Here is a 25,023-nt window from a genome sequence, read left to right as displayed (position 1 = left end):
TCCGAGGGCTTTTTTATTTATGCTACCGCTACAATATCACTGAGCGGAATTACTGTATTATTTTTTAGAGTAATTGCTTTTTTAGAAATAGTCCAAACAGAAGTTTCAACTTTTTGTAAACCTGAATGATCATTGAAAAAGATCTTCAGTCTTGTTCGATTTAAATTTTCAGCAAAGAATGCCCTTTTAAGGTTCAAAGCATCATTTACCTGATCAATCCTGTGCTCTAATACATCAATCTTTGGAAATCTCAAGAGCTTCTCTTGGTTTTCCTTTTTTACTTTTTTTGTTTTTTTAAAGAACATAATATATGGGGAATTTAATAATTCAACTTACAAAACATAAAAAACTACATTTCAATAAATTGAGTGTAAAAATAAACAAATTTATCAACAATTGTTGATAACATATGTTAATAATTATTAACAACTTAAATATAGTAAATTATATTTAATAAACAAATAGCATCAATACTGGCCCCAAGAGAACAAACTAAAGTGAAAGTTATTAACAACCATAAAAACTAAAACCTAGTATTTTTTCACCCTATAATTCTATAATATTTTATTTTTGTTCCACAAAAGTAAAAGTCAAATGCTAAGAAAACTGTTTATATTAATCCCTATCTTAGGTATCCTCATAGCTATTATAAGCTTTCAATCTAACTCCCAAAAAGAAAATATTGTCTTAGAGTTTATAAAAAAACATCCGCAAAGATCTGCTATTAAAATTGTACGAAACAAAGACATTATAGCCAATGTTAATTCAAACAAAATAATGCCCTTAGCTAGTACCGTAAAAATAATTATTGCTATAGAATATGCTATACAAGCAGCTAATAGCTTAATAAATCCAGATGAAAAAATTCATATTAGCGAGCTAGAAAAATTCCATGTTAAAAATACGGACGGAGGATCACATTCAAAATGGTTAGAAAAAAGTAAATCAAAAATTATAAACAATAAAATTTCTATCCGAGAAATCACTAAAGGAATGATTAGATATAGTTCAAATGCCAATACTGAATGGTTATGCCATAGACTAGGGCTTAAAAATATTAATAGACGTCTTAAAGAACTTGGCATACAAAAACATACTGAAATTTACTATATGGTATCTTCTTTATTCGTAGGCAAAGAACTATTCCCTAATACCATTGGAACAAAACTAAAAAATAAACTAAAAAATCTTCCCCTTAAAAAATATATAAACGCTACTCATAGCATCCATAATAAATTACTATTAGATTCTACTTATAAAAAAAACAAAGGAGATTTAAGAATTAATATTCAAAAAGTAAGATCTGACAATTTACCTAGCTCTACAGTAAGTGAATATACAGAGTTAATGAATAAATTAAACTCTAAATCTTATTTAAGTAAAAAAACTCACAGCTATCTTGATGAAGCTTTAGAATCTTTGATGAAGAACCCCAAAAACCAAAAATGGTTACAACATGCAGGCACTAAAGGTGGTTCAACTGCTTTCGTTTTTACAAATACCTTTTATGCTACTGACAAAAAGGGGAATACTACAGAAGTTGTTTATTTTTTCAACAACCTTACTCCTTCCGAAAGAAAAGAACTTACCAAAACCCACAATGCATTTATACTAAAAATTTTGACCAACAAAGAATTTAGAGCTAAAATCAGTAATGAACTATCAAGCATTAACTAAAAAAAAAGCTGCTATGAATAAAAAGTTATACCTTATTTTTCTAATTTCCTTTTACCCTTTCATTAATAATGCACAAATTAATACTATTCATCTCAACGGAAAAGAATACTATATAAATGGTGTTAATATTCCTTGGAATAATTTCGGATGGGATTTTGGAGAACATCATATATGGGGAGAAGGATACGACTCTAATTGGTTCAAAGACTCCTTTAAAGACTTGCAAGAAAATGGAGTTAATTGTGTTAGAATATGGATTCATTGCGATGGTAGAGCTAACCCTAATTTTGATGAACAAGGCTATGTAACTGGGTTAGACAATAATTTTTTACAACAACTTAATAACGTTGTAAAATTAGCGAATGAACATTCTTTAATGGTTATTCTTACACTTTGGTCACACGATATGCTTGAAGATTACACTAAGGTAGCTGGTAAATATGCTGGGCTTCATGCAGACCTTATTAAAAACAAACAAAAAACAAATAGCTATATTCAAAAGGCACTTATCCCCATGGTTAAAAGCTTAAAAAAACAATGTAATATTCTAGCCTGGGAAATCATGAATGAACCTGAATGGGGAATGAATGTTGACTATGGCGGTACTACACAACAAACGGTAAGTAAAATAGAAATGCAACAATTCATTGGAAAATGTATAGAAGCCATAAGAGAAAACACCGATCAAAATATCACTATTGGTTCTGCTAAACCTTTTAAAAACAATAGCACTAAAAACTACTGGCATGAAAGTGAATTCCATCAATTAGGTTTTAACTGCTCTAAAGTATATCTTGACTTTTACTCTTTTCACTTTTATAACTATATGGGCAACACAATGTCACCTCATATAAATCAAGCTCAAGAATGGAAACTGAACAAACCAATACTTATTTCTGAAGTAAGCTTTTCCGTAGATCTATTCAATCAACAAACATCTCCTTTAAACCAACAAAAATTATGTAAAAACAATGGTTACGGAGGCATTGTATTTTGGAGTTACAAAGATGTTTACAAAACTGATACTTGGACAGACTACAAAAAAGACATTAAAAATTTCACTTTAAAAAATACAGAAAACATTACCTACAATAATAGCTGTGAAAATATCTTCACCGCTACTCCACTTTTAATTTGTAAAACGTACCCTAATCCTAGCAATGGCTTTTTAAATTTGAGCATTAAAGACACTAAAGAAATGTATTTTACTACTGGTACCCTATACAATATGAATGGAAAACTGGTAAAAACCTTCAGTACAAACACTAATCAACACACTATACATCTAGATAACTTTGCCTCTGGAGTTTACTATTTACTGATTAACATTTACAGCCCTAATAAAGATTTAATTTACATAAAGTCAGAAAAAGTGATTATAGAAAATAATTAACTTTTTTCAATCACACAACTCTTGTTCTAAACTAAGAATAAGTCCTAATCCACAAATTTAAATTATCTCAACAAACATGCGTTTTCACTGTTAATTTTACAACAAAAAACACGTATTCGACATTTTTTTTCAACAAAAATCTTTAAACACAATATTTAAAGGTAATTTAATACTACTATCAGATAAAAAACACCCATTACATTTACCCTTAGTCATGTTATCATTGTATCAACTTTATGTAAATCAATAACAACATGACTAAAAACATTACACCTTCTACAATTAAAAACACCTTCAATGAGGTTAGAAACATTCTAAAACCACCTTCTATTTTAAAAATAGAAAGTCTACTATTTCATTTTATCTTTATAACTTCACTAGCCTTCAACAACACTTCATACGGACAATCTCATCCTTTTGACAAAATGGATCAAAATAAAATTGAAGCTCTTAAAAATGAACAATGCCATACTACCTTAAAAGAATATGAACACTACAAAAGCTTAAGTAATAATGAAAAAGAAGCTTATAAAAAAGCTTCTTTAAACTATGAAAAACAATTAAGAGTTATTGCTGAACAATTAAAATATGGGCAAAGAAGAACAACTCCTTCAAATTTAATAATCCCTATTAACCCTGAAACTGACCCAGAATACACTACAATTCCAGAATATACCATACCTGTTGTTTTTCATGTCATACATGATGGTGATGATGACTTTGTTTTAACTGAAACCCAAGTAAAAAGAGCTATTAAACGTGTTAATGAAGATTTCAATGGATTATCTGAAAACAGAAACACCATACAAGATCAATTCAAAACAGATGAATCTAGAGTAGGAATCAGATTTGTTTTAGCTCAAAAAAATCCTGAAGGGAAACCTACCAATGGAATTACTTATGGTGTACACTACAGAGCTTTTACAACTAACCAAGCCCAGTTTCACACCATGAGAAGACAAACAAAATGGCCAACAAACAAATACTTAAACATTTGGATTCTTAACAGGTATAACACCTATGAATTTGTTGATGGAGATACTACTCAAGGTGGTTCAGGTTATGCATGGTTACCTCAACACGATAACGGCTTAACTACTAATGGCTCTTCAACTGGAATTACTATGGCTTACTGGGTACTAGGAGATAGAGTAGAAAACGAAGAAAATCTATCTACTTTCAGACATATTCTTACTCATGAAATTGGACACTGGTTGGGTTTAAATCACTCATGGGGTTCTGGATATAGTAGTGGTGATTCTGCTGCTTGTAATGCAGATGATGGCATTGATGACACGCCTAATACAGTTGGCCAACAATACAAAGAAGGTTTCAATAATTGTAACTATACTTTTTCTTCTTGTGGTCAAGAAACTAATGTTCATGAATTCATGAATTACACACCATGTACAAGCATGTTTACAAATGGGCAAAAAGCAGCTATGATTGCTGCTTTAAATAGTGATGTAGCAGGGAGAGATAATGTTATATCTGACACCAATCTAACTGAAACTCTTTATGTTTCTAACCCAAATACATCTCGTATTTCATATTCAAGTGACTTGGGAAGTGGTAGTCGTAAATTTAGAGAAGAAAGAATTGCAAATACTGGAGTTATAGGTACTAAAACAATGATTTATTTAGAAAACGTAAACTTTTCTAACGCAACTATTGGTCAAGACTTAACAGAAAACACACATTTTACTACAACTAATACTCCTGATGGTTTATCTGCAAAAATTAATGTTATTGACAGCAATAAAGCTTTATTCACTTTTACAGGAAACGCTACTGATCATTCAGCAAGATCAGTTACAGATTTTAAAATCTCATTTAATAATGCCGCTTTTGAAAATAAAAATGTATCGGAAATAGAAAACGCTACCGATATAGATTTTGAAATACAGTTTAGAAACCATAACGACGTAGCGCCATATAGACGTTTACTAACCGAAGGAACCTTATACAACAACTCAGATAATGAAGAGTTTGGCTTCTACCAAAGAATGCGTGTTTCTCTAAACTATGGAAATTCAGTCTTGGCGTTTAAATTTAGTAACAATAATTTATATGTTAGATCCAACACTGAATCAGGTGCTTCAGGATTTGTATTACAAAATGATGGATCAGCTAGTGGCCCAGACCAAATAGCTCTACTAAATAAAGGACAAGTAATTAATAGTGAATCAAACTGGAGTTTATATAATAGAGATCATGATTTAGAAAAAAATTGGAAAAAAATCATTTCTCAAGATGATCCAAATATTGATAATTATTTAGATAAAGATTTGTATATAGGTACATACCTTACTTACGACGGACAAATATTTTATAGATGGGTAAGTTTTACTTTATTTAAAACAGAACACGATAAACTAGGCTTTAAACTTATAGACTCCGCCTTTCCTGTAACTCCAACAACTGAAATAAAATGCGGTGAATTATTTGAACAACTAAACCCAGTTAACTATTTAATAACTGGATACCCTTTTACCTATGAAAGTATTCAAAATAACGGTGAATTAAACAGAAAAACATTTCAGTTTATCTTAAGAGGTAATAATAGCTTCAAAAACAATGTTACCGCTGATGATTATGTTATAGGTATAAAAGATGTGAATGATAGTGATGGTGATGGTGACAAAGATGAAATAGTAAACATGTTACCTGAAGGTATTAGTATTGCTTCAGTAGAAACTTTAGACAATGGTAAACGATTACAATTTACCTTTACTGGTAACATAACCAATCATAATAAAAATGTCATCTCTAAATTTGCTTTAAAACCATCAGCTTATACAGATACCAATGATACTGAAAACGGACTAACCGCTCCAGCTGACTTTACTTTCCTTACAGTTGATAAAAAAATAACAGGTGATAAAGTAAACACTAGGTTAGATAAAGACAAAACCTATTTACAAATAGCTGGAGGTGGTCTTAAGTTCCAGTATAAAGTGGATTACACTAAAACAACACCTGAGACAAGAATAATAATGCATGCAGATGGTTTTGGTGCTTCTGTTAAATTTGGAGCACAAATTATAGCTGATGATACAAACACCACTCATGTTAAAATTTTAGACGAAAACACAACTGTATTAGACGAAAAATTAGATTTTACTTTTCCTAGAGATAAAAACGGAAACAATATAAAAAGTCCTTTTATAATTCATAGTAAAGACTATAAAAAATGGGAAGGTAAAACAGGTCATATTGGTTACTTCTATGCAGTTGGAAGGTTTAGATATTATATGTGGATAAAAATAAAAGTAGGTGAACAAGGTGAATATATAGATATCTTAGAATATGGGGCTAACTCATTAAGTCATCAACCTGTTAATATTGGAGAATATACAGAGCCTTTAACTGAATACTGTACTGCTAAACAAAAAGTAGAAGACGGTGTCTACATCACCAAAGTTCAATTGGGAGACATGATGAATGAAACTAATAACTCAGGTTATTCTGATTATACTGACATTCCTATTGAAGTAAATGCTGGTACCGAACAAACATTAACACTAAATACAAAAAATGAACATTGGACGTATAATGCTATTGGAGTTTGGATAGACTGGAACAATAATTTTGATTTTAATGACCCAGGCGAGAAAGTATTCCATAAATATGAAGCAGGTCCTTATTCAACACAAATCACTATACCAGATGCGGCAACCTTAGCTCCAGACACTAAAGTAAGAATGAGAGTTAAATTAGCATATGGTAGAGAAGATTACATAGTACCATGTGGAGAAAACCTTACAAGACAAGGTGAAGTTGAAGATTATACCATCACTATTAAAGGAGGCACACTAGGTAATAATGACATTAACCTAGACACAACAGCATCAATTTACCCTGTTCCTTTCACTGATTCCTTTACTATAGATTTAACTAAAGTAAAAGGACAGAATATTCAAATAAAACTGTATAACCTTCAAGGTAAAATGTTACTAGAAGAAACATTTACCCAAAACCCCGGAAAAACAAAGTTAACAGCTAACAATTTAAATTCAGGAGTATATTTAGTTAAGATAACTACAGAGGAAGAATCAAAAAACTCTGTAATACTGAAAAAATAAACAAACAACTTTAACCACTAAAAAAAGGAATTGTATAATTATACAATTCCTTTTTTTAATTTAATTAGTTATTTATACTTTTAAAGTTGTAAGAATTCTAATAACAATGGCTAACAAAATAGATCTAAACAATTGGAATCGAAAAGACATCTATAATTTTTTCAAAAATTTTACGGAACCCTTCTTTGGTGTAACTGTTACCATAGACTGCACTAATGCTTATAAATATTGTAAAGAAAATCTACAATCCTTCTTTCTGTACTATTTACACAAATCATTAGTAGCTGCAAACAGTATAGAATCTTTTAAATACAGAATTATAAATGACGAAGTCATTATTTTTGACAAAGTAAATGCTTCTGCTACTATAAGCAGACCCAATAACACCTTTGGCTTTTCATACATTAACTACTTTAAAGATTATACCAATTTTGAAAAAGAAGCTAAAAAAGAAATAGAAAATGTTCAAAACAGTAAAGATCTAATCCCTGCTGTTTCTGGTGAAAACGTGATTCATTACTCTTCAATACCATGGATTGATTTCACCTCTTTATCTCACGCTAGAAATTTTACTTTTAATGATAGCTGCCCAAAAATTTCCTTTGGAAAAATGACAGAACAAAATGGTATAAAAGAAATGCCTATGTCTGTTCATGTACACCATGCTCTCCTAGATGGTTTTCATGTAGGACAATATATAGACCTTTTTCAAAAGTTGATGAATGAACAATAAGCAAACTTCTAAGTAAAGCTCAAACCATTTCTGATGTAAATTTCACTCACAAGAAAAACAACCTGTTTTTGACTTAGATGAAAAAGAAAAGAAAACTATAGTTTCAGCCTGTAGCTTCCTTGTATAACCCTTTTGAGTAATCTAAAAAAGACCGTAAGCAACTCAAAAAGCAAGCTAAACAATCCAAAAAAGACTGTAAGCAACTCAAAAAGCAAGCTAAGCAATCTAAAAAAGACCGTAAGCAACTCAAAAAGCAAGCTAAGCAATCCAAAAAAGACTATAAGCAACTCAAAAGCAAGCTAAGCAGTCCAAAAAAGACTATAAGCAACTCAAAAAGCAAGCTAAGCAACCCAAAAAAGACCGTAAGCAACTCAAAAAGCAAGCTAAGCAATCCAAAAAAGACTGTAAGCAACTCAAAAAGCAAGCTAAGCAGCCCAAAAAAGACCGTAAGTAACTCAAAAAGCAAGCTAAGCAATCCAAAAAAGACCGTAAGCAACTCAAAAAGCAAGCTAAGCAATCCAAAAAAGACCGTAAGCAACTCAAAAAGCAAGCTAAGCAGTCCAAAAAAGACTGTAAGCAACTCAAAAAGTGATCTCACCTTTCCTTTTATCCTTTCTTCCCTACCCTTCCCTTACAATAATAAGTCACAGGAAAAACCCTGCTTCAAAAACATCTAAAAACATCATTAAAATCAGGTAGATACACTCTAAAAACATCCTTCATTCCTTTCTAATTTTGAATATCCATACATCTAAAATTACAAGCACACAAAATCTTCCCCTATAAACAGCTTGTAAAAAACAAATTAACAACCATGCAAAACCTAGAAATCGCTAAAGAGGTATTTACCACTATTAATCAAAAAGTAATTCAATCAAAATTCTTTACAGGTATTGAAATCGCTTCCTATAAAAAAGGAAATACATACACAGATGAACTATGCGTAAGAGTATTAGTAAACAACCCTAATGTTACTCACCAACAACTCAACATTCCAACATCACTTAACAACATTCCCATAATTATAGAAACCAGAATTATAAAACCTTTATAAAAACCGAGCTAACAACTAAAACCATAATCAAATTAAAAGTTAAAAACAATGAAGAATTTAGACGAAATCATCGTACAAAAAGAAGCTGCAGAAGCAGACTTATTTAAACTAAAAGGGGTAACTGGTGTAGATGTAGGCTACAAATACAGTAATGGTAAGCGTACAGACGAAATTACAATTCGAGTACACGTAAAACAAAAAAAGAAAAATATTAGTGAAAAAGAAAAAATACCAACAACAATAAACGGTATAAAAACAGATGTCATTGAAATGGAAGTATACCCACAAATGCTTGCTCAAAAACTACAAGACATTTCTGCATTTGCAGATACCACAACCTACCCAACAGTAAAAGGAGGAATCAGTATAGGACCAGAACGCGTTATTGGAGGCTCAGTTTTCACTGGTACATTAGGATGTATTGTAAAAGACAATGCTACTAACAACCCTGCTTTATTAAGTAACTTCCATGTAATGTGCGTAGATAACACATGGAATGTTGGAGATTTTATGTGCCAACCAAGCCGTGTAGACACAGGTACACCTGGAACTGATAGAGTTGGTGCTCTACAAAGAGCAGTACTAAGCTCTAAAGTAGATGGAGCCATTTCAACCTTAAATGGAAGACCAAGTGATTGCTCTATTGTTGATATAGGAGATGTAAAAGGAACAGCAAATGCTGTACTAAACGCTCCTGTTAAAAAAAGAGGAAGAACCACACTATTAACTGAAGGTTTTGTAGATGCCATTAATGCTACAGTAAGTGTTAATTACGGTCCTAGCTTAGGTGTAAAAACACTAACTAATCAAATTGGTATCAGACCAAACACCGCTGTAAATCCAAAATTTAGCAAACGTGGTGATTCAGGATCTGTTGTGGTAGATGCAAACAACAAAGTAATCGGACTACTATTTGCAGGTAATGATGCCGGGTACACATACATTAACCCTATTGCTGCTGTTTTAAGTGAATTAAATATTTCTATTTGCCAAAAAGTTACAAAGAGTATTATTAAAGACTTCAAAGATTTAAGAAAAGATACCAAAGAACTAAAAACTGAGAAGTTAGAAAAAGCAGAAACAAAAGATAAAATTGAAAAAATAGAGAAAAAAGAAATAAAAGAACTAAAAAAAGAATTACGAAAAGAAATAAAAGAATACCAAAAAGAGCTTCGAAAAGAACTACCAGACAACAAAGGATTAATTCCAGACAAGGTTGATAAACCAATAACTGACAAACTAGACAAACCTTTTGACGGAGGGAAAATTAGAGAAATTAGAGATTTCAATCCAATAAACCCAGGTATTAAAAGATCTAATAGTATAGAAGAAAGATTAGCACAAATGGAAGAAATGTTATCTTCATTAACCGCCTATATAGGATCAGATTTAAGACCCGATTTATCTTCAGGAGCCTTAACTAATGAAGAAGACATTATGGCAACTCAAGAAAAGATGAATAAAGACATTGCAGATAGCATGTAATCTAACCTATCTTAAGAGTATTGCTTAACAACAATACTCTTAAGATTACTTAACTCTTAACTCATGAACGTAATACTAAGTCACCCACAAGATCACGATGCTATATGGCTTTATTTAGCCTTACAGAAACAAAACATCCCAATAGAATTAATTAGTCCAGAAGAACTTTTAATGGCTAAAGAATGGAAGCAAATAATTAACGAAGATGAAAACAGCTTTTATATAAAAACAAAAAAAGGAGTTGAAATATCTAACAAAAATCTAAACTTTCTTTTTAACAGAACACAAATACCTAAGTCACCAATATGGGAAAAAGCTGCAGAAGTAGAAAAACAGTACGTTCATGCAGAAATGAATGCACTTTTAATGAGCTGGCTATACCAAGTCCAAGAAAGCTGTCCAATATATAACCCATCAATAGGTTACAGTTTAAGCGGTGTATTTTGGTCACCAGAACAATGGGCAAAAGCCGCCTATGTTGCTGGATTTAAAAATGTAAACAATAATAACACACACACACCTATTGGTAAAAACATACTCGTAATTGGAAAAAAAATAATAACCAATTGCATTAACAAACAATTAGTCAACAACTGTATTGAACTTTCTAACTTAGCCCAAACACCACTCTTAGAAATTACAGTAAGTAATGACGAAAAAAACTTTATAAAAGCCAATACCTTTCCATCACTTATTAATTATGGAGATAAACTAGTAGCCATTATAAAACACATTATCCATGAAAACTAGTAAAGTATTATTATGTGGAATTCCAAGTGAAGCTCCCATAGCCAAAGTAAAAAATGCGCTTATCAATAAAGGTGCAGAAGTAGTTATCTTTAACCAGCGCCAAATAGAAGACATTCAAATTAACTGGAAATTTAAAAATCAGAAACCAACAGGCGAATTACATATAGCCAATTGTAGCTATAATTTAAATAGCTTTGATAGTGTATACTCTCGCTTTATGAGTGAAACCAATATTCCTGAAGTAAAAGATAAAAATCAAAACTTACAAGAACACTCTAGAAATGTACACGAATCTTTATACCAATGGTTAGAAGTAACAGACAGTAAAGTAGTAAATAGGCACAGTAAAATGTTTAGTAATAGTAGCAAACCCTATCAAGCTCAAATTATTAAAAGATATGGATTAAAAACACCTAACACACTAATTACTAACATCCCAACAGAAGCCATTGCTTTCCATCAAAAAAACGGCTCTGTAATTTACAAATCTATTAGTGGAGTTCGCTCTATAGTAAAAGAATTTGACCCTTTAGACACTGAACGTTTAGAAAAAATTCGTTTTTGTCCTGTTCAATTTCAAAAAAAACTATCAGGATTTGATGTTAGAGTTCATGTAATAGACAAAGAAGTAGTAGCCACAAAAATACACACAACAGGAGTTGACTATAGATACGCTAGAAAAAATGGCGGTACTACAGAACTAGAAACCTTTGCCATTCCAGAAACCATAAAAAACGCTTGTATTAATGTATCTGCTGCACTACAACTAGATTTCAGTGGTATTGATTTAAGATTTACCGATGAAGGAGACGTTTATTGTTTTGAAGTAAACCCAATGCCAGGTTATTCTTATTACGAAAGTCATACTGGTCAAAAAATATCACATGTTCTTGCAGATTATTTAATGAATTAACTTTCAATTATGCCCATAAAAAAAACGCATTAATAATAAATGCGTTTTTTTATTAATTCTACCAATAAATATTCACTTCATTTTATGCATAGGGAATGCTCTTGGTAATTACACAATTGCCATAATTCTTTCTAACGGAATGACAGTAGACTGCTTGAGAATCACCGATTTATCAGTAACTCCCCATATAGTAGTTTCTACTTTTTTCAATCCAGCATCATCAACAAAAACAATTTTTACCTTCTCCCTCTCTAGGTTTCCTAAATACATACCACGTTGTAAAGCTAAAAAACGATTAGTCTGCTCATTTTTTTTATTTAAAACTTCTTCTTTTGGAAATGTCAAAAATTTAATCTGTTCTTTTTCAATTTTTTGTGCGCTCGAAAATAATCTCATAATAAAGCAAGGGGATTAATATTAAAATTTCTTAACATTGCACTTACTTCAAAAAACAAGCACAACAGCTACGAATATATCAATAAAAAAACTAAAAAACAAAACATAACACAATAAAACATTTAAAAAAACCACAAAAAAACCTAGAAAACCATAAATAATTATTAATTATATTTGAAACTTTCCAAAAAAAAGAAATAAAAAGCTATAAAATATGAATCAAACCAAAAATGTTATTTCAGATAAAGACCTAAAAGAGTTAAAACATGCTAAAGAATTATTAGAAAGCCCTGGATTAGCTGCCAAAATAACACAACATTTAGATAGCCCTATAGAAAAAGGCTTAAAGCTTTTACCTAGTAATTTTAGCACTAAACTAGGTCATATCACAAAAAACTCATTACTAAAAGCTACTGATGCTGCTATTTTTACCATTAATAACCAGCCTTCAAAAAAAACAACCAACACGCTCCATAAAATTGCAGCTGGCGCAACAGGAACCATTGGTGGAATTTTTGGTTTAGCTGGGCTGGCTTTTGAACTTCCTATTACAACTACAATCATATTACGCTCAATAGCTGATATAGCTCGATTTCATGGAGAAACCTTAAACAAGCCCGAAACCAAACTTGCTTGTTTAGAAGTTTTTGCTCTTGGAAAGGAAACTACAGAAAAAACTAATGTTGAATCTAGTTATTATAGTACAAGAACTATTCTAGCCAATTCAATTACTAACGTTAGCAAATACATAACCGAGCAAGGCATTGCCCAAGAAGGAACTCCTTTATTTTTTAAATTTATTACTAAAATTGCTGAAAAATTTGGTGTTCAGATTACTGAAAAAACTATAGCACAATCATTACCTATTGTTGGAGCTGCTGGAGGCGCCATTATCAACACTTTATTTATAGATCATTTTCAGGACATGGCTACTGGACATTTTATTGTTAGAAAATTAGAAAGAAAGTACAATGCTAAACTTGTAAAACATGCCTACGAAAACATGTAAAATTCTTCTAAAAAAATAATTTCTATAAAATAGTTTTTATTAGTTTCGCCCACTTAATTTTAAAAATTCAATTATTATGAAAAAACTATTTTTAATAGCTATGATTCTTACTTTAGGAATTGTTAATGGACAAGAAAAAAACAGTAAAAAAATCATCACTAAAGATTCTTGGTTTATTTCTGGTGGATTCACTATCAACTCTGAAAATGAAAAAATTAATTCTAATTTAGGTAATAATTCCCCTGACGTTAATAAATTTGGTTTTGGTATTGCTCCAGAAACAGGGATATTTATTGATGACAACTTAGCTATTGGACTAGGAATTGGGTATTCCTATAGTAAAAATCAAAATGTAAATGATTATAATAGAAATGATAAAGCACATGTTTTTTCTTTTTCTCCATTTATAAAAAAATACTTCTCTGTAAGTAAAAACCTTTTACTATCTGTTAAAGGTGAGCTAACTTACTCAAGCATTAAAAGTAAAAGTGAATTTAGAGATTATAATTCTTTCAATTATAGAACTTACAGAACTAATGGGAATTCTTTTGATATTGGTATTCGCCCAGGATTATCATATTTTGTAAGCAAAAGTATAGCTCTAGAAGCTAATCTTGGTTTTTTAGGTTATAAAACAACTAGCTTTGAAAACGACTCAGATAATAAAAACATTACCAACAAATTTGATTTTAATATTAACGCTTCTAACATTGTATTTGGAATTACATGCTATATGTAACCAACAAAATACAATATAGATTTTAAGCACCACTTTTTAAGTGGTGCTTTTTGTTAAAACCAAAGAGTCAAAAAATTATTTTTTTTAACATTCAACAAGCATAAACTTTAACAAAAAAACAGAACAGTAGGAACAATTCTTGTTACTTATAGAAGCAATTAAAAACTTAAAAATTTATTTAATTATGAAAAAAGTATTTCTAATTGTTATGATTCTTGGATTCGGAATTGCAAATGGACAAGAAAAAAATAGCAAAAAAACAATCTCAAAAGGAACTTGGCACCTGGCAGGTGGAATCTCTTTAAATTCAAGCAACAACTCATATGAGAATTTTGACTTCAACCAACAAGCAGACTCCGATTCTTTTGGTTTCAATTTTTCTCCCAAAATAGGTTATACAATAAGTAATAATTTAGTTGTAGGATTGGGACTCCGTTATGGATATCATCAACATGAAAATAGAAACATTGACAACAGCACCTTAAACAATAATTCTACTAATGTAAATAACAGTTTTACCATAGCTCCATACATAAAAAAATACTTTTCCATAAGTGAACGATTTTTACTATCGTTACAAGGAGAGTTAAGCTATTTATATAGCCAAAGTAAATTAAAAAACTCAATAAATAATCGTGAAAATAAAAATGGTTTCGATCGTTATTCTATAGGAATAAGACCTGGAGTAACTTATTTTGTTAGTAAAAATATTGCTTTAGAAGCCAATCTAGGCTTCTTAGGTTACACCACTTCCTCTCCTAAAAATTACGAAAATAGAAACGTAAAAGCTTCTAACAATAATTTCTCTTTTAATTTCAATTCTTCAAACATAGTATTTGGAGTTGCTTTTTATTTGTAGCAATAAAAAGGCAAGTCTTGTATACTTGCCTTTTTTTACCTATTTCACATTTAATATTAATATTTTTATTATCAAAACTAAAAATTATTCAAAAAGTTTAATTAACTTGCTTTTACGATTTTATTCGTACTAACCTAAACAATAAAATAACAAACTACTTTTAAACTAACCTAATGTTTTTTGTTAGGTACAAAAAAGATAAGTATTTTCGGCCGATATTTTGGTCAATGATTAGTAAATTACAAGTATGAAAAAATTAGTACTCTTAACCTCCCTTTTTACAACCTTTATTCTTTCTGCACAAGGAAATTACGAAACCGTAATTACTGAAGCTATTTTAAATTACGACTCTACTAAAATTGATAGTATTGCAAAAACTTTAGGTTATAAAAGTGGAGATATTATTGAAACCCTTGTTAAATTTGGCGTAACTCATGAAGGAAAAACTGTTAATGTTACTGCAGAAGCTCCTCATGAAGCTTTTAGTAAAGAAAGTGTAAAAATTATAGAAGGACTATCTAAATTAGATTTAGGAATTACTATTGACAAAGAAAAACCCATAAGGTTAAAACTCCCTATTAATTTTCAAGTTGACGCTCATAAACAACAGACAAATTAACAAGCACCTTCTTACTCTTTATAACACTCATAAATAATAAACTTTTTATTTTCTGCAACAGAAACAACCCTTCTAAAAAGTTTAATTAAATGTGTTTTATAATTAAGGTGTTTATTAGCTACTAATACAAAACGTCCAGTTTTCTTTAAACAAGAAAACACCTCTTTAAACAAGTTTAAACTTACCTCTATGTTATTCTCATATTCAAAGTGAAATGGAGGATTTGAAACTACTAAATCAAATGTATGTTTTTCTAAACTCTCTAAATTATTATCACAGATAAAAGTTGATCTTAATACATCAACATTCATCTTTGAAGATTCAACCGCTAAATTAAAATCATCAATAAAAGTTAATTTTGTATCTTCATTTTGTGCTAAAACAGTAGCCCCTATAACACCATTACCACAAGCTAAATCTAATACTTGAACTTCTTTAGGAGAAACTTTCAAGTTTTCTAAAAAAAACTGTGTCCCAATATCAATACTGCCAGAAGAAAATACCCCAAACCATTGTTTAAAGTTTTTCTCCTTATACGTTATTGCATTTATATAACTTTTACTTTTTATTATTTTTTTAGGATTTTTTAATATCAGTAATCTTGCTTTCTTCCATGCTTTTGTTTGTTCAACAATATCAAAATAAGATTCGGCTATTTTTAAAAATGATGATGAAAAATACTTAGTCATAAAACTACAAATAACCTCAGTATGCTCATTAGAACACTTTTGGATTTGTTGTAAATACAACTCAAACAACTCTAATGATTTTGGTATTTTAATCAAAGCCAATTTTATTCCATTTAAAGAATCTAAAGGAGTACTAAAGTAAACTTCTTTTGAAATTCCATTATAATGTAAGTTCTTTTTAATTGCTTTTTGCTGGCTAGCATAATTCCATATGGTAATAACTTCTTTATCCTGAAGAACACAGTTCCAAAAACCAAATCGATCATTATAAACATGAACCGTATTAAACTCTTTTCCTTTAATATACTCTAAACATAATAACTCAGCATTACTCCATGCTTTTAAAGTCTTATCCTCTGTTTTAGGATAACGTTCTAAAGTATATGATCTTGAATTAATCTTTAAAATTGTCTCCAAAAAAACTTATTTAAGTTAAGCTGTTTCCTTCTCTTGAAAATAAACCTTATCTAAAGAAGTAATATCACCTGCTTTATTTCTTCTATAAATATGATTTGCTTTTATATCTGTTATCTTTTCTTTTCCCATAGCTGCCGCTAATTCTTTTACAGCTTCAATGGTTTTAACATGATAGTTTTTAACACGTACATTTTTATCTCCAACTACCAAAGCTTCAACTAAATCTTCATCTTGAGTTGCTACTCCTACCGGACAGGTATCTAAATTACATTCTCTTGCTTGAATACAACCTAAACTCAACATAAAGCTTCTAGCCATACCAATAACATCTGCTCCTATAGCCAAATACTTCACAACATCAAAAGCATCAATGGCTTTACCACTAGCCATTATTTTAATTTGCTCTTTTAACCCGTATTTAGTTAACATTTGTGCAACAAAAGCCAATCCATCTAATAAAGGTGTACCTACATAATTTGAGAATTCTAACGGAGCAGATCCTGTTCCTCCTTCTCCTCCATCAACAGCCATGAAATCTGGATAATTCTTTGCTTTAGCAAATGCTTGAATCATCATTTCTATTTCCTCATTATCTCCCACACAAAATTTAATTCCAACAGGTTTACCTTCACTTAACTCACGAACTCTTTGAATAAAAGCTATCATTTCATCAAAGTTAGAAAAAGCATCATGCTTTGGTGGTGAATCAACTCTTGTAAAAGGTTCTACTGAACGTATTTTAGCTATTTCTTCCGTATTCTTTTTTGCTGGCAAAATTCCACCATGTCCTGGTTTTGCTCCCTGTGAAAATTTAATCTCTATCATTTTTACTTCAGGACGAGTTGCATTTTCTTTAAAAATCTCTTCATCAAAGACTCTCTTACCATTTATCGTTTTTCCTGCTCCAAAATACCCTGTACCTACTTGAAAAATCAAATCTCCTCCTTGCAAATGATATGGCGAAATACCTCCTTCACCAGTATTATGTGCAAAACCTCCCATTTTTGCTCCTTGATTCAAAGCCATTATTGCATTTTTACTCAAAGAACCAAATGACATTGCTGAAATATTTACAATAGAAGCATTATACTTTTGTTCGCATTTATCTGAACCTATTAACACTCTGTCTCCAGTAACATGATGATGGTTTTTAGGAAATAACGAATGTTTTACAAATTCATACCCTTTTTCATATAAATCATGTTGTGTTCCAAAAGGCACAGTCTCAATTTCTTTTTTAGATCTTTGATAAACAATACTTCTTTTTTCTCTATTTATAGGAGTTCCATTTAAATCATCTTCAATAAAATATTGCTGTATCTTCTCTCTTTCTTCCTCAAATACCCAACGTAACCTAGCTACAATTGGAAAAGCTCTCATTAAAGAGTGTTTTTTTTGAATAAAGGCATCATATATAGCCAGCAAGGTAAAAGCCGAAGCTATAGTTAATAAAATATAATTCCCCATTTGAGGAATGAAATACGCTAACACTCCACAAAGTACATTGATTACAATAACTACTGCCAATATAGTATCTCTCATATTTTTTATTTTAATGCTAAAATACAAGATTTTCAGCATAAAAAAAGCTCCAAATTTTCATTTGGAGCTTCCTTCTTATATTTTTTAAAGTTACAAAATTACTTCTTGAATTTTGCATATTTATTTTTGAACTTATCAATACGTCCAGCAGTATCTACTAACTTAGACTTACCAGTATAAAACGGGTGAGAAGTTCTAGAAATTTCTAATTTGATTAATGGATACTCAACTCCATCTACCTCTAAAGTTTCTTTTGTATTTGCAGTTGAACGAGTTAAAAACACATCTCCATTAGACATATCTTTAAATGCAACCATTCTATAATTTTCTGGGTGTATACCTTTTTTCATTTTAAAACACTTTAAATTTATTACGAAATTGCTTAAAGTTGGTAAAGCTTTAAACGCCTTCAATAAAAATCAAAAACCTGCAATGGCTATTTGAGGGTGCAAATTTAACCCTTTTTTTTAATTTCCAAACAAATAAATTGTTTTAATTTGTAGTTCAAATAAACAAATTTATAACTCAAACTGAAAATCATGCGTATTTTTAAATATTTCTTCTTACTAGGCTTAAGCATCATTACATTAACTTCATGTAGTGATACCAGTTATAAATTTAAGCTTAACACAACAAAAAAAGTTAACTTAGGTGATAAAGCAGCTATAAAGTTTGAACAATTAAAAGGTAATGCTATTGATTCTGTTCATATATATGTTAATAATAAACGAGTTAATAAAAACGAGAAAAGTATTGCTATTAACAGTAAAGACTTTGGTGTAGGAAAACATGCTGTCACTGCTATTGCCTTTTACCCTAATAAGTCCAAGAGAGTTAATAACTCTATTGAGGTTTTTGCAAACAAAGCTCCAGAAATATATAACTATAAAATTATTAACACCTATCCACATGATAAAAAAGCTTACACACAAGGTTTAGAATACCATAATGGTTATTTATATGAAACTACTGGTAAAAGAGGTAAATCATCACTAAGAAAAGTTGAAATTACGACTGGGAAAGTTTTACAAAAAATTGATTTAAATGACCAGTATTTTGGAGAAGGGATGACTATTTTTAATAATAAGATTTATTGGTTAACATGGCAAGCTCGTAAAGGCTTCATCTACGATTTAGAAAATTTTAAAAAATTAGGTGAATTCAAATACAATAATAGTAATGAAGGTTGGGGATTAACACATACCGAAACTGAACTTATAAAATCCGATGGAAGTAACAAAATATGGTTTTTAAATCCTAAAAACCAGCAAGAAAAAAGAAATATACAAGCGTATACTAATAAGCTTTCTATAGAGAAACTAAACGAGTTAGAATATATTAATGGAAAAATATATGCTAATTACTGGCAAAAACCATTAATTGCTATAATTAACCCTAAAACTGGAGTAGTTGAAGGTATTATAAACTTAACTGGTTTAGTTAAAGAAATGGAAAAAACACAACGTTTGGTTAATGAAGACGATGTTTTAAATGGTATTGCTTTTGATCATGAAAATAATCGTTTGTTTGTTACGGGAAAACATTGGAGCAAGCTTTTTGAAATAGAATTAATAAAACAATAATTCATTCTTTTTAAGGTTATATTCTTATTTTTAGTGCTTTTATCTTAATACTTTATATTGTATGAAAAAATATGTCTTTTCAATTTTTGTTATTCTAGTTATTATATTTAATAGCTCATGTAGAAAAGATTTTACTACAATTCCTAGTTTTGGAAATTTGGAGTTTTCTAGAGACACTGTTTTTTTAGATACAATTTTCACCAATATTGGCTCAGCTACATACAATCTTAAAGTATATAACAGGAGTGATCAATCAATAACAATACCTTCTATAAAACTAGAAAATGGAGTTAATTCTAATTATCGACTAAATGTTGATGGTACTCCTGGGAAAGAATTTAAAGATATCGATCTTTTAGCTAATGATAGTTTATATGTTTTTATAGAAACTACCATTGACTTTAATTCTATTACTGACCCTCTTTATATAGATAAAATACTTTTTGACAATGGTAACAATCAACAAGACGTAGATTTAGTTACCTTAGTACAAGATGCCCACTTTATATTTCCCTATAAAACTTATTTTGAACCAGATCAAATTCCTTTAAGTGCAACTGATCAAATACAAGGTCGATTTTTAAAGGACAGCGAGCTTAATTTTACTGCTGAAAAACCTTATGTTATATACGGATATGCTGCAGTTCCTCCTAACAAAACATTAACTATTGAAGAAGGAGCTCAAATACACTTCCATAAAAACTCAGGAATTATTGTATACAATGATGCAAGCATAAAAGCTAATGGTACATTGGACAAAAAAATTATCTTTCAAGGTGATAGACTTGAACATCGTTTTGACAATATACCTGGACAATGGGGTACCATATGGATGAGGTCAGGTAGTAAAGACAATGAACTAACCAATATAATTCTTAAAAATGGCACTATAGGATTACGTGTAGATGGTACAAATGCAATAGACACTCCTACACTTACCATAAAAAACTCTGAAATATACAATAACTCTTTATTTGGAATGCTAGGAGTAAATGGAAACATTAAAGGTGAAAATCTTGTGGTGGCTAATGCAGGGCAATCTTCTTTTGCTTCTATAATTGGTGGAGTTTACAACTTCACACATGCTACTTTTGCCAACTACTGGAGAAATGGCTTACGAAAAGACCCAACAGTATGGTTAAGCGATTATTTTGTGTCTAAAGATGATAATGGTCAGGATGTTATCAATGTTGGTGATTTAGCTGTAGCCAATTTCACCAACTGTATCATTGAAGGTGATAATAATGTAGAGTTACTATTAGACCAAAGAGGAAGCGGTCTATTTAACTATAACATTAAAAATTGTATGTTTCAATTTGAAGATTTAAATGACACACATAAAGACAATATTCATTTAAATTTTGAAGACATAACGCATTATCAAAACAATATTATTAACGGTACTCCAGATTTTAAAAATCCTTCAGAAAATGAGTTCTTCATAGGTAAAAATAGTGACGCAATTAATAAAGCTATAAGTACTCCATTAACGCTGGATTTATTAGGTACTGATAGAGCTTCAACTCCTGATATTGGTGCCTATCAAAATAGTGATTTTTAAACTAGAAATATTTTTATTTTACTTCTTATAAAGTAAATAGTATATTATTTAGAATTCCCTTTTAAAACGTATCTTTAATTGTTTTTTTTCACAAATCCTATAATTTTTATCAAAAATAAAATTCCTTTTTATTTTTTAACACTTCACACCTCTTAACCTCTAAGAACCAATACAAAACTAACTAAAAAAAATACTTTTTACCCCAAAAACACACTCTATTACTCTAAGATACTGATTACTTTATTGTTAAAATAATTGTTTTTTTAAGAAATATTTAAGAGATTAGCTTTTAGTTAATTCAAATAATTATATAATGAGAACGAAGTTTAATGGGATTTTCACATTAATCCTAACGTTTCTTATGCATATTTCTTATGCACAAGAAAAGACAATTTCAGGTACGGTATCAGATGAATCTGGACCATTACCTGGGGTTACTATTTTAAAGAAAGGTACAACTCAAGGTACTGAAACAGATTTTGATGGAAATTACGCCATTAAAGCTAAACAAGGAGAGGTTCTTGTTTTTAGTTTTGTTGGAATGAAAACTGTAGAAAAAACAGTCACTTCTAGTCAATTAAATGTTGTTATGGAAGGAGACAATCTCCTTAAAGAAGTTGTCGTTGTTGCCTATGGTACTCAATCTAAAAACTCTCTTACTGGATCTGTTAGTGTTATTGACCAAGAACAAGTTGAAAATGCAACCTTTTCTAACCCTGTAAAAAGTTTAGAAGGTTTAGTTTCTGGTTTGAGAGTAATACAAGCAAGCGGTCAGCCAGGTTCTGACCCTATCATTAGAATTAGAGGGTTCAATTCTGTATCTGCCGATCAAGCACCACTTATTGTATTAGATGGGGTTCCTTATGCTGGTAGTTTAAATAGTATAAATCCGAAAGACATTGAATCTACCACGGTGTTAAAAGATGCGTCTTCTACCTCTTTATATGGTAATAAAGCTGCTAATGGTATTTTAATGATTACTACTAAAAAAGGAGCTAGAAATAGATTAGAAATAAACGTAGATAGTAGAGTTGGTATTACACAAAGAGGGGCTAAAGAATATAACATTATGCAATCGCCTGGTGAGTTTTATGAAGCGTATCACAGTGTTTTAGCCAATTCAGAGTTTCATAGACAAAATGTTGCTGGAACGCCTATCACATTAGCACAAGCGAGACAATTTGCGTCTGATAATTTAATGTCTCGTTTAGGAAATTATAATCTTTACAATGTTCCTGGCGACCAACTAGTAAATCCTGCCACTGGTAAACTAAACAGTTCAGCTACTTTATTAGTTAATGATAAATGGGAAGATGCTTTATTTAGAGATGCTGCTACTTTTCACTCTAATAATATTAGCTTATCAGGAGGTTCTGAAGATGTTACTTATTACTTATCTTTAGGTTCTGAAACCAACAATGGGTATACCGTTAGAAGTAGTTTTGAAAGACATTCTGCTCGTTTAAAAGCTACTTCTGCAAAAATATTTGATGCAGTAACCTTAAGTGGTGATGTTGCCTATGCAAAATCCGAAAGTCAAGCAGTTCCATCTACGCTAACAGCGGCAGGAGTCCCAACAACAAACTTTGCTAATGCTTTCTTTTGGAATAGAAGAATCGCCCCTATTTACCCTGTTTATCAATATGATGAAAATTGGCAACCTATTTTAAACCCTAATAACCCTAGCGGATTTGCTTATGATTTTGGTTCCCCTCAATTTTTTCCTAATGGAACCAGTAGAGGAGCTAGAAATTATGCCGTAGGAGAACACCCTTTAGCTGTAATTGAAAATACAATAGAGACTAATGTAAGAGACAATTTTAATGGAGGTTTAAGAGCTAAAATTGATCTTCCTTGGGATTTTCAATTTGAATATGTAATGAACTACTTAACTCAAGTAGATCAAGGAACAGATTTTACAAAGCCTGGGGCCGGTGCTTTTGCTCAAGCACAAAATGGATTATTAACAAATAATAGAGATAATTTCTCTGCTTTTACCAATCAACAGTTACTGACTTGGAAAAGAGACAATGGTAATCATAACTTTGATGTGCTTTTAGGTCATGAGAGTTATGAAGAAAAATTCACCACGCTATCACTGTCAAAAAGAAATATAATTGGTGATTTTAGCCCAATATTAGATAATACCGCTGTATATGCATCGGCTAGTAATTACAATACCAAATATTTTACAGAAGGCTATTTTTCTAGATTCATTTACGGTTTAAAAGATACCTATTACGTGAACCTAACAGGAAGATACGATGCTTCTTCTGTTTTTCATCCAGATGAACGTTGGGGATTCTTTTGGTCAGCAGGGGCTTCATGGGTAATGAGTAATGAGAATTTCTTAAAAGACTCTAATACTATCAATTATTCAAAATTATCTGTAAACTATGGTACCACAGGTAATGATAGAATTTTCTACCCAGGTACTTCTACTCGTAACTTAGTAGCTTATGAAAATCAATACACCATCGATGAAAATAACGGGGCTTTAACCCAGAAATTAACATATCTAGGAGGTAAAGATGTGACATGGGAAAACTCTGCTAGTTTTGACGTTAGTTATCAAATAGGTTTATTTAATAAAGTTAATTTATCACTAACATACTTCAGAAAAGAAACGGATAACTTATTATTTAATACTCCAATAGGAATAACACCAGGAATAACTGAAAGACCTAGTAATTCAGGAACAATGATTAATAGTGGGTTAGAAACAGAACTTTCGTGGAATATTGTAGATAAAGAAAATTTTAAAGTAAGCTTTAACGCAAATCTCTCTACACTAAATAATGAAATAACTGTGTTACCTAGAGATAATAAACCAATTCAAGTAGGTAATTTCCGTAGAGAAGTAGGTAGAAGTATTTTTGAGTATAATATGGTAGAATTTGCAGGTGTAAATCCTGACAATGGAAACGCACGATACTACACCATAGACCAAACTTCTGGAGAGAGAGTTATGACCGAAGATTATGCTAATGCAGCTGAATTTGGTAGAACATTTTTAGGTAAGGAAGCCATCCCTGATTTAACAGGTGGTTTTGGCACAAACATTCAATTAGGAGATGTTTCTTTAGGCATGCAATTTGCCTATCAAGTAGGAGGGTATGGGCTCGATAGTGAATATTTTGGGCTACTAGGTGCCACGCAAAATGTAACCAATTTTGCTGATTATGATAAAACATGGACTTTAGATAACCCTACTGGTGAATTACCTAGAGTTGATCCTTTAAGCCCTAATCAATATAGATTCTCAAGTCTTTATTTAGTAGATTTAAGCTACTTAAGCTTAAGTAATATCAATTTATCATATACACTAGAAAAAGAATACCTTAAAAAATTCCATGTTAATAATGTTCGTTTTTACGGAACTATTAATAATGCATTTTTACTATACAGTGCAAGGCAAGGTTATGACCCTCGTTTGAATTCAGTAGGAAGATCCTCTGCTGAATATGGTGCCAATAGAACGATTGCATTGGGTGTAAATATTAATCTTAATTAAACTAA

Annotated in this window: 20 protein-coding genes; 15 read left to right on the top strand and 5 right to left on the bottom strand. The window is 30.7% G+C overall.

Features of this window, described 5'->3' with window-relative positions; translation table 11 throughout:
- Positions 1 to 17 precede the first annotated feature (17 nt).
- Positions 18 to 305, bottom strand: coding sequence for a hypothetical protein (locus tag ABNT65_RS01385; protein WP_348746960.1), 288 nt, complete (start codon positions 303 to 305; stop codon positions 18 to 20).
- A gap of 289 nt (positions 306 to 594) precedes the next feature.
- Here ABNT65_RS01385 and ABNT65_RS01380 point away from each other — a divergent pair, with 289 nt between their 5' ends.
- The 8 genes from ABNT65_RS01380 (at position 595) to ABNT65_RS01345 (ending at position 12,090) form a co-directional block, all read left to right on the top strand.
- On the top strand, positions 595 to 1,677 hold the full coding sequence (locus tag ABNT65_RS01380) for a serine hydrolase (protein WP_348705890.1): 1,083 nt from the start codon (positions 595 to 597) through the stop codon (positions 1,675 to 1,677).
- Between the two features lie 13 nt (positions 1,678 to 1,690).
- On the top strand, positions 1,691 to 3,070 hold the full coding sequence (locus tag ABNT65_RS01375; protein WP_348746959.1) for a T9SS type A sorting domain-containing protein: 1,380 nt from the start codon (positions 1,691 to 1,693) through the stop codon (positions 3,068 to 3,070).
- Between the two features lie 254 nt (positions 3,071 to 3,324).
- On the top strand, positions 3,325 to 7,155 hold the full coding sequence (locus ABNT65_RS01370; RefSeq protein WP_348746958.1) for a M43 family zinc metalloprotease: 3,831 nt from the start codon (positions 3,325 to 3,327) through the stop codon (positions 7,153 to 7,155).
- A gap of 106 nt (positions 7,156 to 7,261) precedes the next feature.
- Positions 7,262 to 7,888: a chloramphenicol acetyltransferase gene (locus ABNT65_RS01365; protein ID WP_348746957.1), complete on the top strand. Its 627-nt coding sequence runs from the start codon at positions 7,262 to 7,264 to the stop codon at positions 7,886 to 7,888.
- A gap of 814 nt (positions 7,889 to 8,702) precedes the next feature.
- The gene (locus ABNT65_RS01360) at positions 8,703 to 8,942 is read left to right on the top strand and encodes a hypothetical protein (RefSeq protein WP_348705882.1); all 240 of its coding nucleotides are present in this window, start codon (positions 8,703 to 8,705) and stop codon (positions 8,940 to 8,942) included.
- A 48-nt stretch (positions 8,943 to 8,990) separates the two neighbouring features.
- On the top strand, positions 8,991 to 10,427 hold the full coding sequence (locus ABNT65_RS01355) for a hypothetical protein (protein ID WP_348746956.1): 1,437 nt from the start codon (positions 8,991 to 8,993) through the stop codon (positions 10,425 to 10,427).
- 63 nt (positions 10,428 to 10,490) lie between these two features.
- On the top strand, positions 10,491 to 11,177 hold the full coding sequence (locus tag ABNT65_RS01350; RefSeq protein ID WP_348746955.1) for a hypothetical protein: 687 nt from the start codon (positions 10,491 to 10,493) through the stop codon (positions 11,175 to 11,177).
- On the top strand, positions 11,167 to 12,090 hold the full coding sequence (locus tag ABNT65_RS01345) for a hypothetical protein (RefSeq protein WP_348705877.1): 924 nt from the start codon (positions 11,167 to 11,169) through the stop codon (positions 12,088 to 12,090). The genes ABNT65_RS01350 and ABNT65_RS01345 overlap by 11 nt, the downstream gene beginning before the upstream one ends.
- A 108-nt stretch (positions 12,091 to 12,198) precedes the next feature.
- Here the strand turns inward: ABNT65_RS01345 and ABNT65_RS01340 are convergent, their stop codons facing one another.
- A complete protein-coding gene (locus tag ABNT65_RS01340) occupies positions 12,199 to 12,486 on the bottom strand; it encodes a hypothetical protein (protein WP_348736790.1) in 288 nt (95 codons plus the stop codon).
- 214 nt (positions 12,487 to 12,700) lie between these two features.
- On the opposite strand from ABNT65_RS01340, the gene ABNT65_RS01335 reads away from it, so the two are divergent.
- The 4 genes from ABNT65_RS01335 to ABNT65_RS01320 all read left to right on the top strand — a co-directional run bounded on the left by ABNT65_RS01335 (position 12,701) and on the right by ABNT65_RS01320 (position 15,712).
- The gene (locus ABNT65_RS01335) at positions 12,701 to 13,495 is read left to right on the top strand and encodes an EcsC family protein (protein WP_348746954.1); all 795 of its coding nucleotides are present in this window, start codon (positions 12,701 to 12,703) and stop codon (positions 13,493 to 13,495) included.
- 76 nt (positions 13,496 to 13,571) lie between these two features.
- Positions 13,572 to 14,234 carry a hypothetical protein gene (locus tag ABNT65_RS01330; RefSeq protein WP_348746953.1) on the top strand — a complete coding sequence of 221 codons (663 nt, stop codon included), beginning with the start codon at positions 13,572 to 13,574 and terminating at the stop codon, positions 14,232 to 14,234.
- Between the two features lie 184 nt (positions 14,235 to 14,418).
- Positions 14,419 to 15,093 (top strand): outer membrane beta-barrel protein, encoded by a 675-nt coding sequence (locus tag ABNT65_RS01325; protein ID WP_348746952.1) that lies wholly within the window; start codon positions 14,419 to 14,421, stop codon positions 15,091 to 15,093.
- 247 nt (positions 15,094 to 15,340) lie between these two features.
- On the top strand, positions 15,341 to 15,712 hold the full coding sequence (locus tag ABNT65_RS01320) for a hypothetical protein (protein ID WP_348705867.1): 372 nt from the start codon (positions 15,341 to 15,343) through the stop codon (positions 15,710 to 15,712).
- 11 nt (positions 15,713 to 15,723) lie between these two features.
- On the opposite strand, the gene ABNT65_RS01315 is transcribed toward ABNT65_RS01320, so the two are convergent.
- From ABNT65_RS01315 to ABNT65_RS01305, 3 genes are all read right to left on the bottom strand, one after another.
- Complete coding sequence (locus tag ABNT65_RS01315) at positions 15,724 to 16,818, bottom strand: methyltransferase (protein ID WP_348736784.1); 1,095 nt, start codon at positions 16,816 to 16,818, stop codon at positions 15,724 to 15,726.
- A 15-nt stretch (positions 16,819 to 16,833) separates the two neighbouring features.
- Positions 16,834 to 18,360 carry an FMN-binding glutamate synthase family protein gene (locus ABNT65_RS01310; RefSeq protein ID WP_348746951.1) on the bottom strand — a complete coding sequence of 509 codons (1,527 nt, stop codon included), beginning with the start codon at positions 18,358 to 18,360 and terminating at the stop codon, positions 16,834 to 16,836.
- A 98-nt stretch (positions 18,361 to 18,458) separates the two neighbouring features.
- Positions 18,459 to 18,710 (bottom strand): type B 50S ribosomal protein L31, encoded by a 252-nt coding sequence (locus ABNT65_RS01305; RefSeq protein WP_133537019.1) that lies wholly within the window; start codon positions 18,708 to 18,710, stop codon positions 18,459 to 18,461.
- A gap of 189 nt (positions 18,711 to 18,899) precedes the next feature.
- On the opposite strand from ABNT65_RS01305, the gene ABNT65_RS01300 reads away from it, so the two are divergent.
- The 3 genes from ABNT65_RS01300 to ABNT65_RS01290 all read left to right on the top strand — a co-directional run bounded on the left by ABNT65_RS01300 (position 18,900) and on the right by ABNT65_RS01290 (position 25,018).
- Positions 18,900 to 19,943: a glutaminyl-peptide cyclotransferase gene (locus tag ABNT65_RS01300; RefSeq protein ID WP_348705861.1), complete on the top strand. Its 1,044-nt coding sequence runs from the start codon at positions 18,900 to 18,902 to the stop codon at positions 19,941 to 19,943.
- A gap of 61 nt (positions 19,944 to 20,004) precedes the next feature.
- Positions 20,005 to 21,504, top strand: a complete 1,500-nt coding sequence (locus ABNT65_RS01295; protein ID WP_348746950.1) for a hypothetical protein — start codon at positions 20,005 to 20,007, stop codon at positions 21,502 to 21,504.
- Positions 21,505 to 21,817: 313 nt separating this feature from the next.
- Positions 21,818 to 25,018 (top strand): SusC/RagA family TonB-linked outer membrane protein, encoded by a 3,201-nt coding sequence (locus ABNT65_RS01290; protein ID WP_348746949.1) that lies wholly within the window; start codon positions 21,818 to 21,820, stop codon positions 25,016 to 25,018.
- Positions 25,019 to 25,023: the final 5 nt, after the last annotated feature.

The organism is Tenacibaculum sp. 190524A02b (assembly GCF_964036645.1).
In the GTDB taxonomy this organism is placed as follows: domain Bacteria; phylum Bacteroidota; class Bacteroidia; order Flavobacteriales; family Flavobacteriaceae; genus Polaribacter; species Polaribacter vairaonense.
The sequence above is the reverse complement of the archived record's forward strand: the minus strand, read 5'-3'. Positions and strand labels throughout refer to the sequence as shown.

Excerpts from the sequence above, each read along its gene's own strand:
- ABNT65_RS01310 (WP_348746951.1), bottom strand. The coding sequence starts at position 18,360 with ATGAGAGATACTATATTGGCAGTAGTTATTGTAATCAATGTACTTTGT.
- ABNT65_RS01290 (WP_348746949.1), top strand. The coding sequence starts at position 21,818 with ATGAGAACGAAGTTTAATGGGATTTTCACATTAATCCTAACGTTTCTT.
- ABNT65_RS01305 (WP_133537019.1), bottom strand. The coding sequence starts at position 18,710 with ATGAAAAAAGGTATACACCCAGAAAATTATAGAATGGTTGCATTTAAA.
- ABNT65_RS01295 (WP_348746950.1), top strand. The coding sequence starts at position 20,005 with ATGAAAAAATATGTCTTTTCAATTTTTGTTATTCTAGTTATTATATTT.
- ABNT65_RS01380 (WP_348705890.1), top strand. The coding sequence starts at position 595 with ATGCTAAGAAAACTGTTTATATTAATCCCTATCTTAGGTATCCTCATA.
- ABNT65_RS01375 (WP_348746959.1), top strand. The coding sequence starts at position 1,691 with ATGAATAAAAAGTTATACCTTATTTTTCTAATTTCCTTTTACCCTTTC.
- ABNT65_RS01330 (WP_348746953.1), top strand. The coding sequence starts at position 13,572 with ATGAAAAAACTATTTTTAATAGCTATGATTCTTACTTTAGGAATTGTT.
- ABNT65_RS01355 (WP_348746956.1), top strand. The coding sequence starts at position 8,991 with ATGAAGAATTTAGACGAAATCATCGTACAAAAAGAAGCTGCAGAAGCA.
- ABNT65_RS01340 (WP_348736790.1), bottom strand. The coding sequence starts at position 12,486 with ATGAGATTATTTTCGAGCGCACAAAAAATTGAAAAAGAACAGATTAAA.
- ABNT65_RS01300 (WP_348705861.1), top strand. The coding sequence starts at position 18,900 with ATGCGTATTTTTAAATATTTCTTCTTACTAGGCTTAAGCATCATTACA.
- ABNT65_RS01360 (WP_348705882.1), top strand. The coding sequence starts at position 8,703 with ATGCAAAACCTAGAAATCGCTAAAGAGGTATTTACCACTATTAATCAA.
- ABNT65_RS01365 (WP_348746957.1), top strand. The coding sequence starts at position 7,262 with ATGGCTAACAAAATAGATCTAAACAATTGGAATCGAAAAGACATCTAT.
- ABNT65_RS01320 (WP_348705867.1), top strand. The coding sequence starts at position 15,341 with ATGAAAAAATTAGTACTCTTAACCTCCCTTTTTACAACCTTTATTCTT.
- ABNT65_RS01335 (WP_348746954.1), top strand. The coding sequence starts at position 12,701 with ATGAATCAAACCAAAAATGTTATTTCAGATAAAGACCTAAAAGAGTTA.
- ABNT65_RS01385 (WP_348746960.1), bottom strand. The coding sequence starts at position 305 with ATGTTCTTTAAAAAAACAAAAAAAGTAAAAAAGGAAAACCAAGAGAAG.
- ABNT65_RS01370 (WP_348746958.1), top strand. The coding sequence starts at position 3,325 with ATGACTAAAAACATTACACCTTCTACAATTAAAAACACCTTCAATGAG.
- ABNT65_RS01350 (WP_348746955.1), top strand. The coding sequence starts at position 10,491 with ATGAACGTAATACTAAGTCACCCACAAGATCACGATGCTATATGGCTT.
- ABNT65_RS01345 (WP_348705877.1), top strand. The coding sequence starts at position 11,167 with ATGAAAACTAGTAAAGTATTATTATGTGGAATTCCAAGTGAAGCTCCC.
- ABNT65_RS01325 (WP_348746952.1), top strand. The coding sequence starts at position 14,419 with ATGAAAAAAGTATTTCTAATTGTTATGATTCTTGGATTCGGAATTGCA.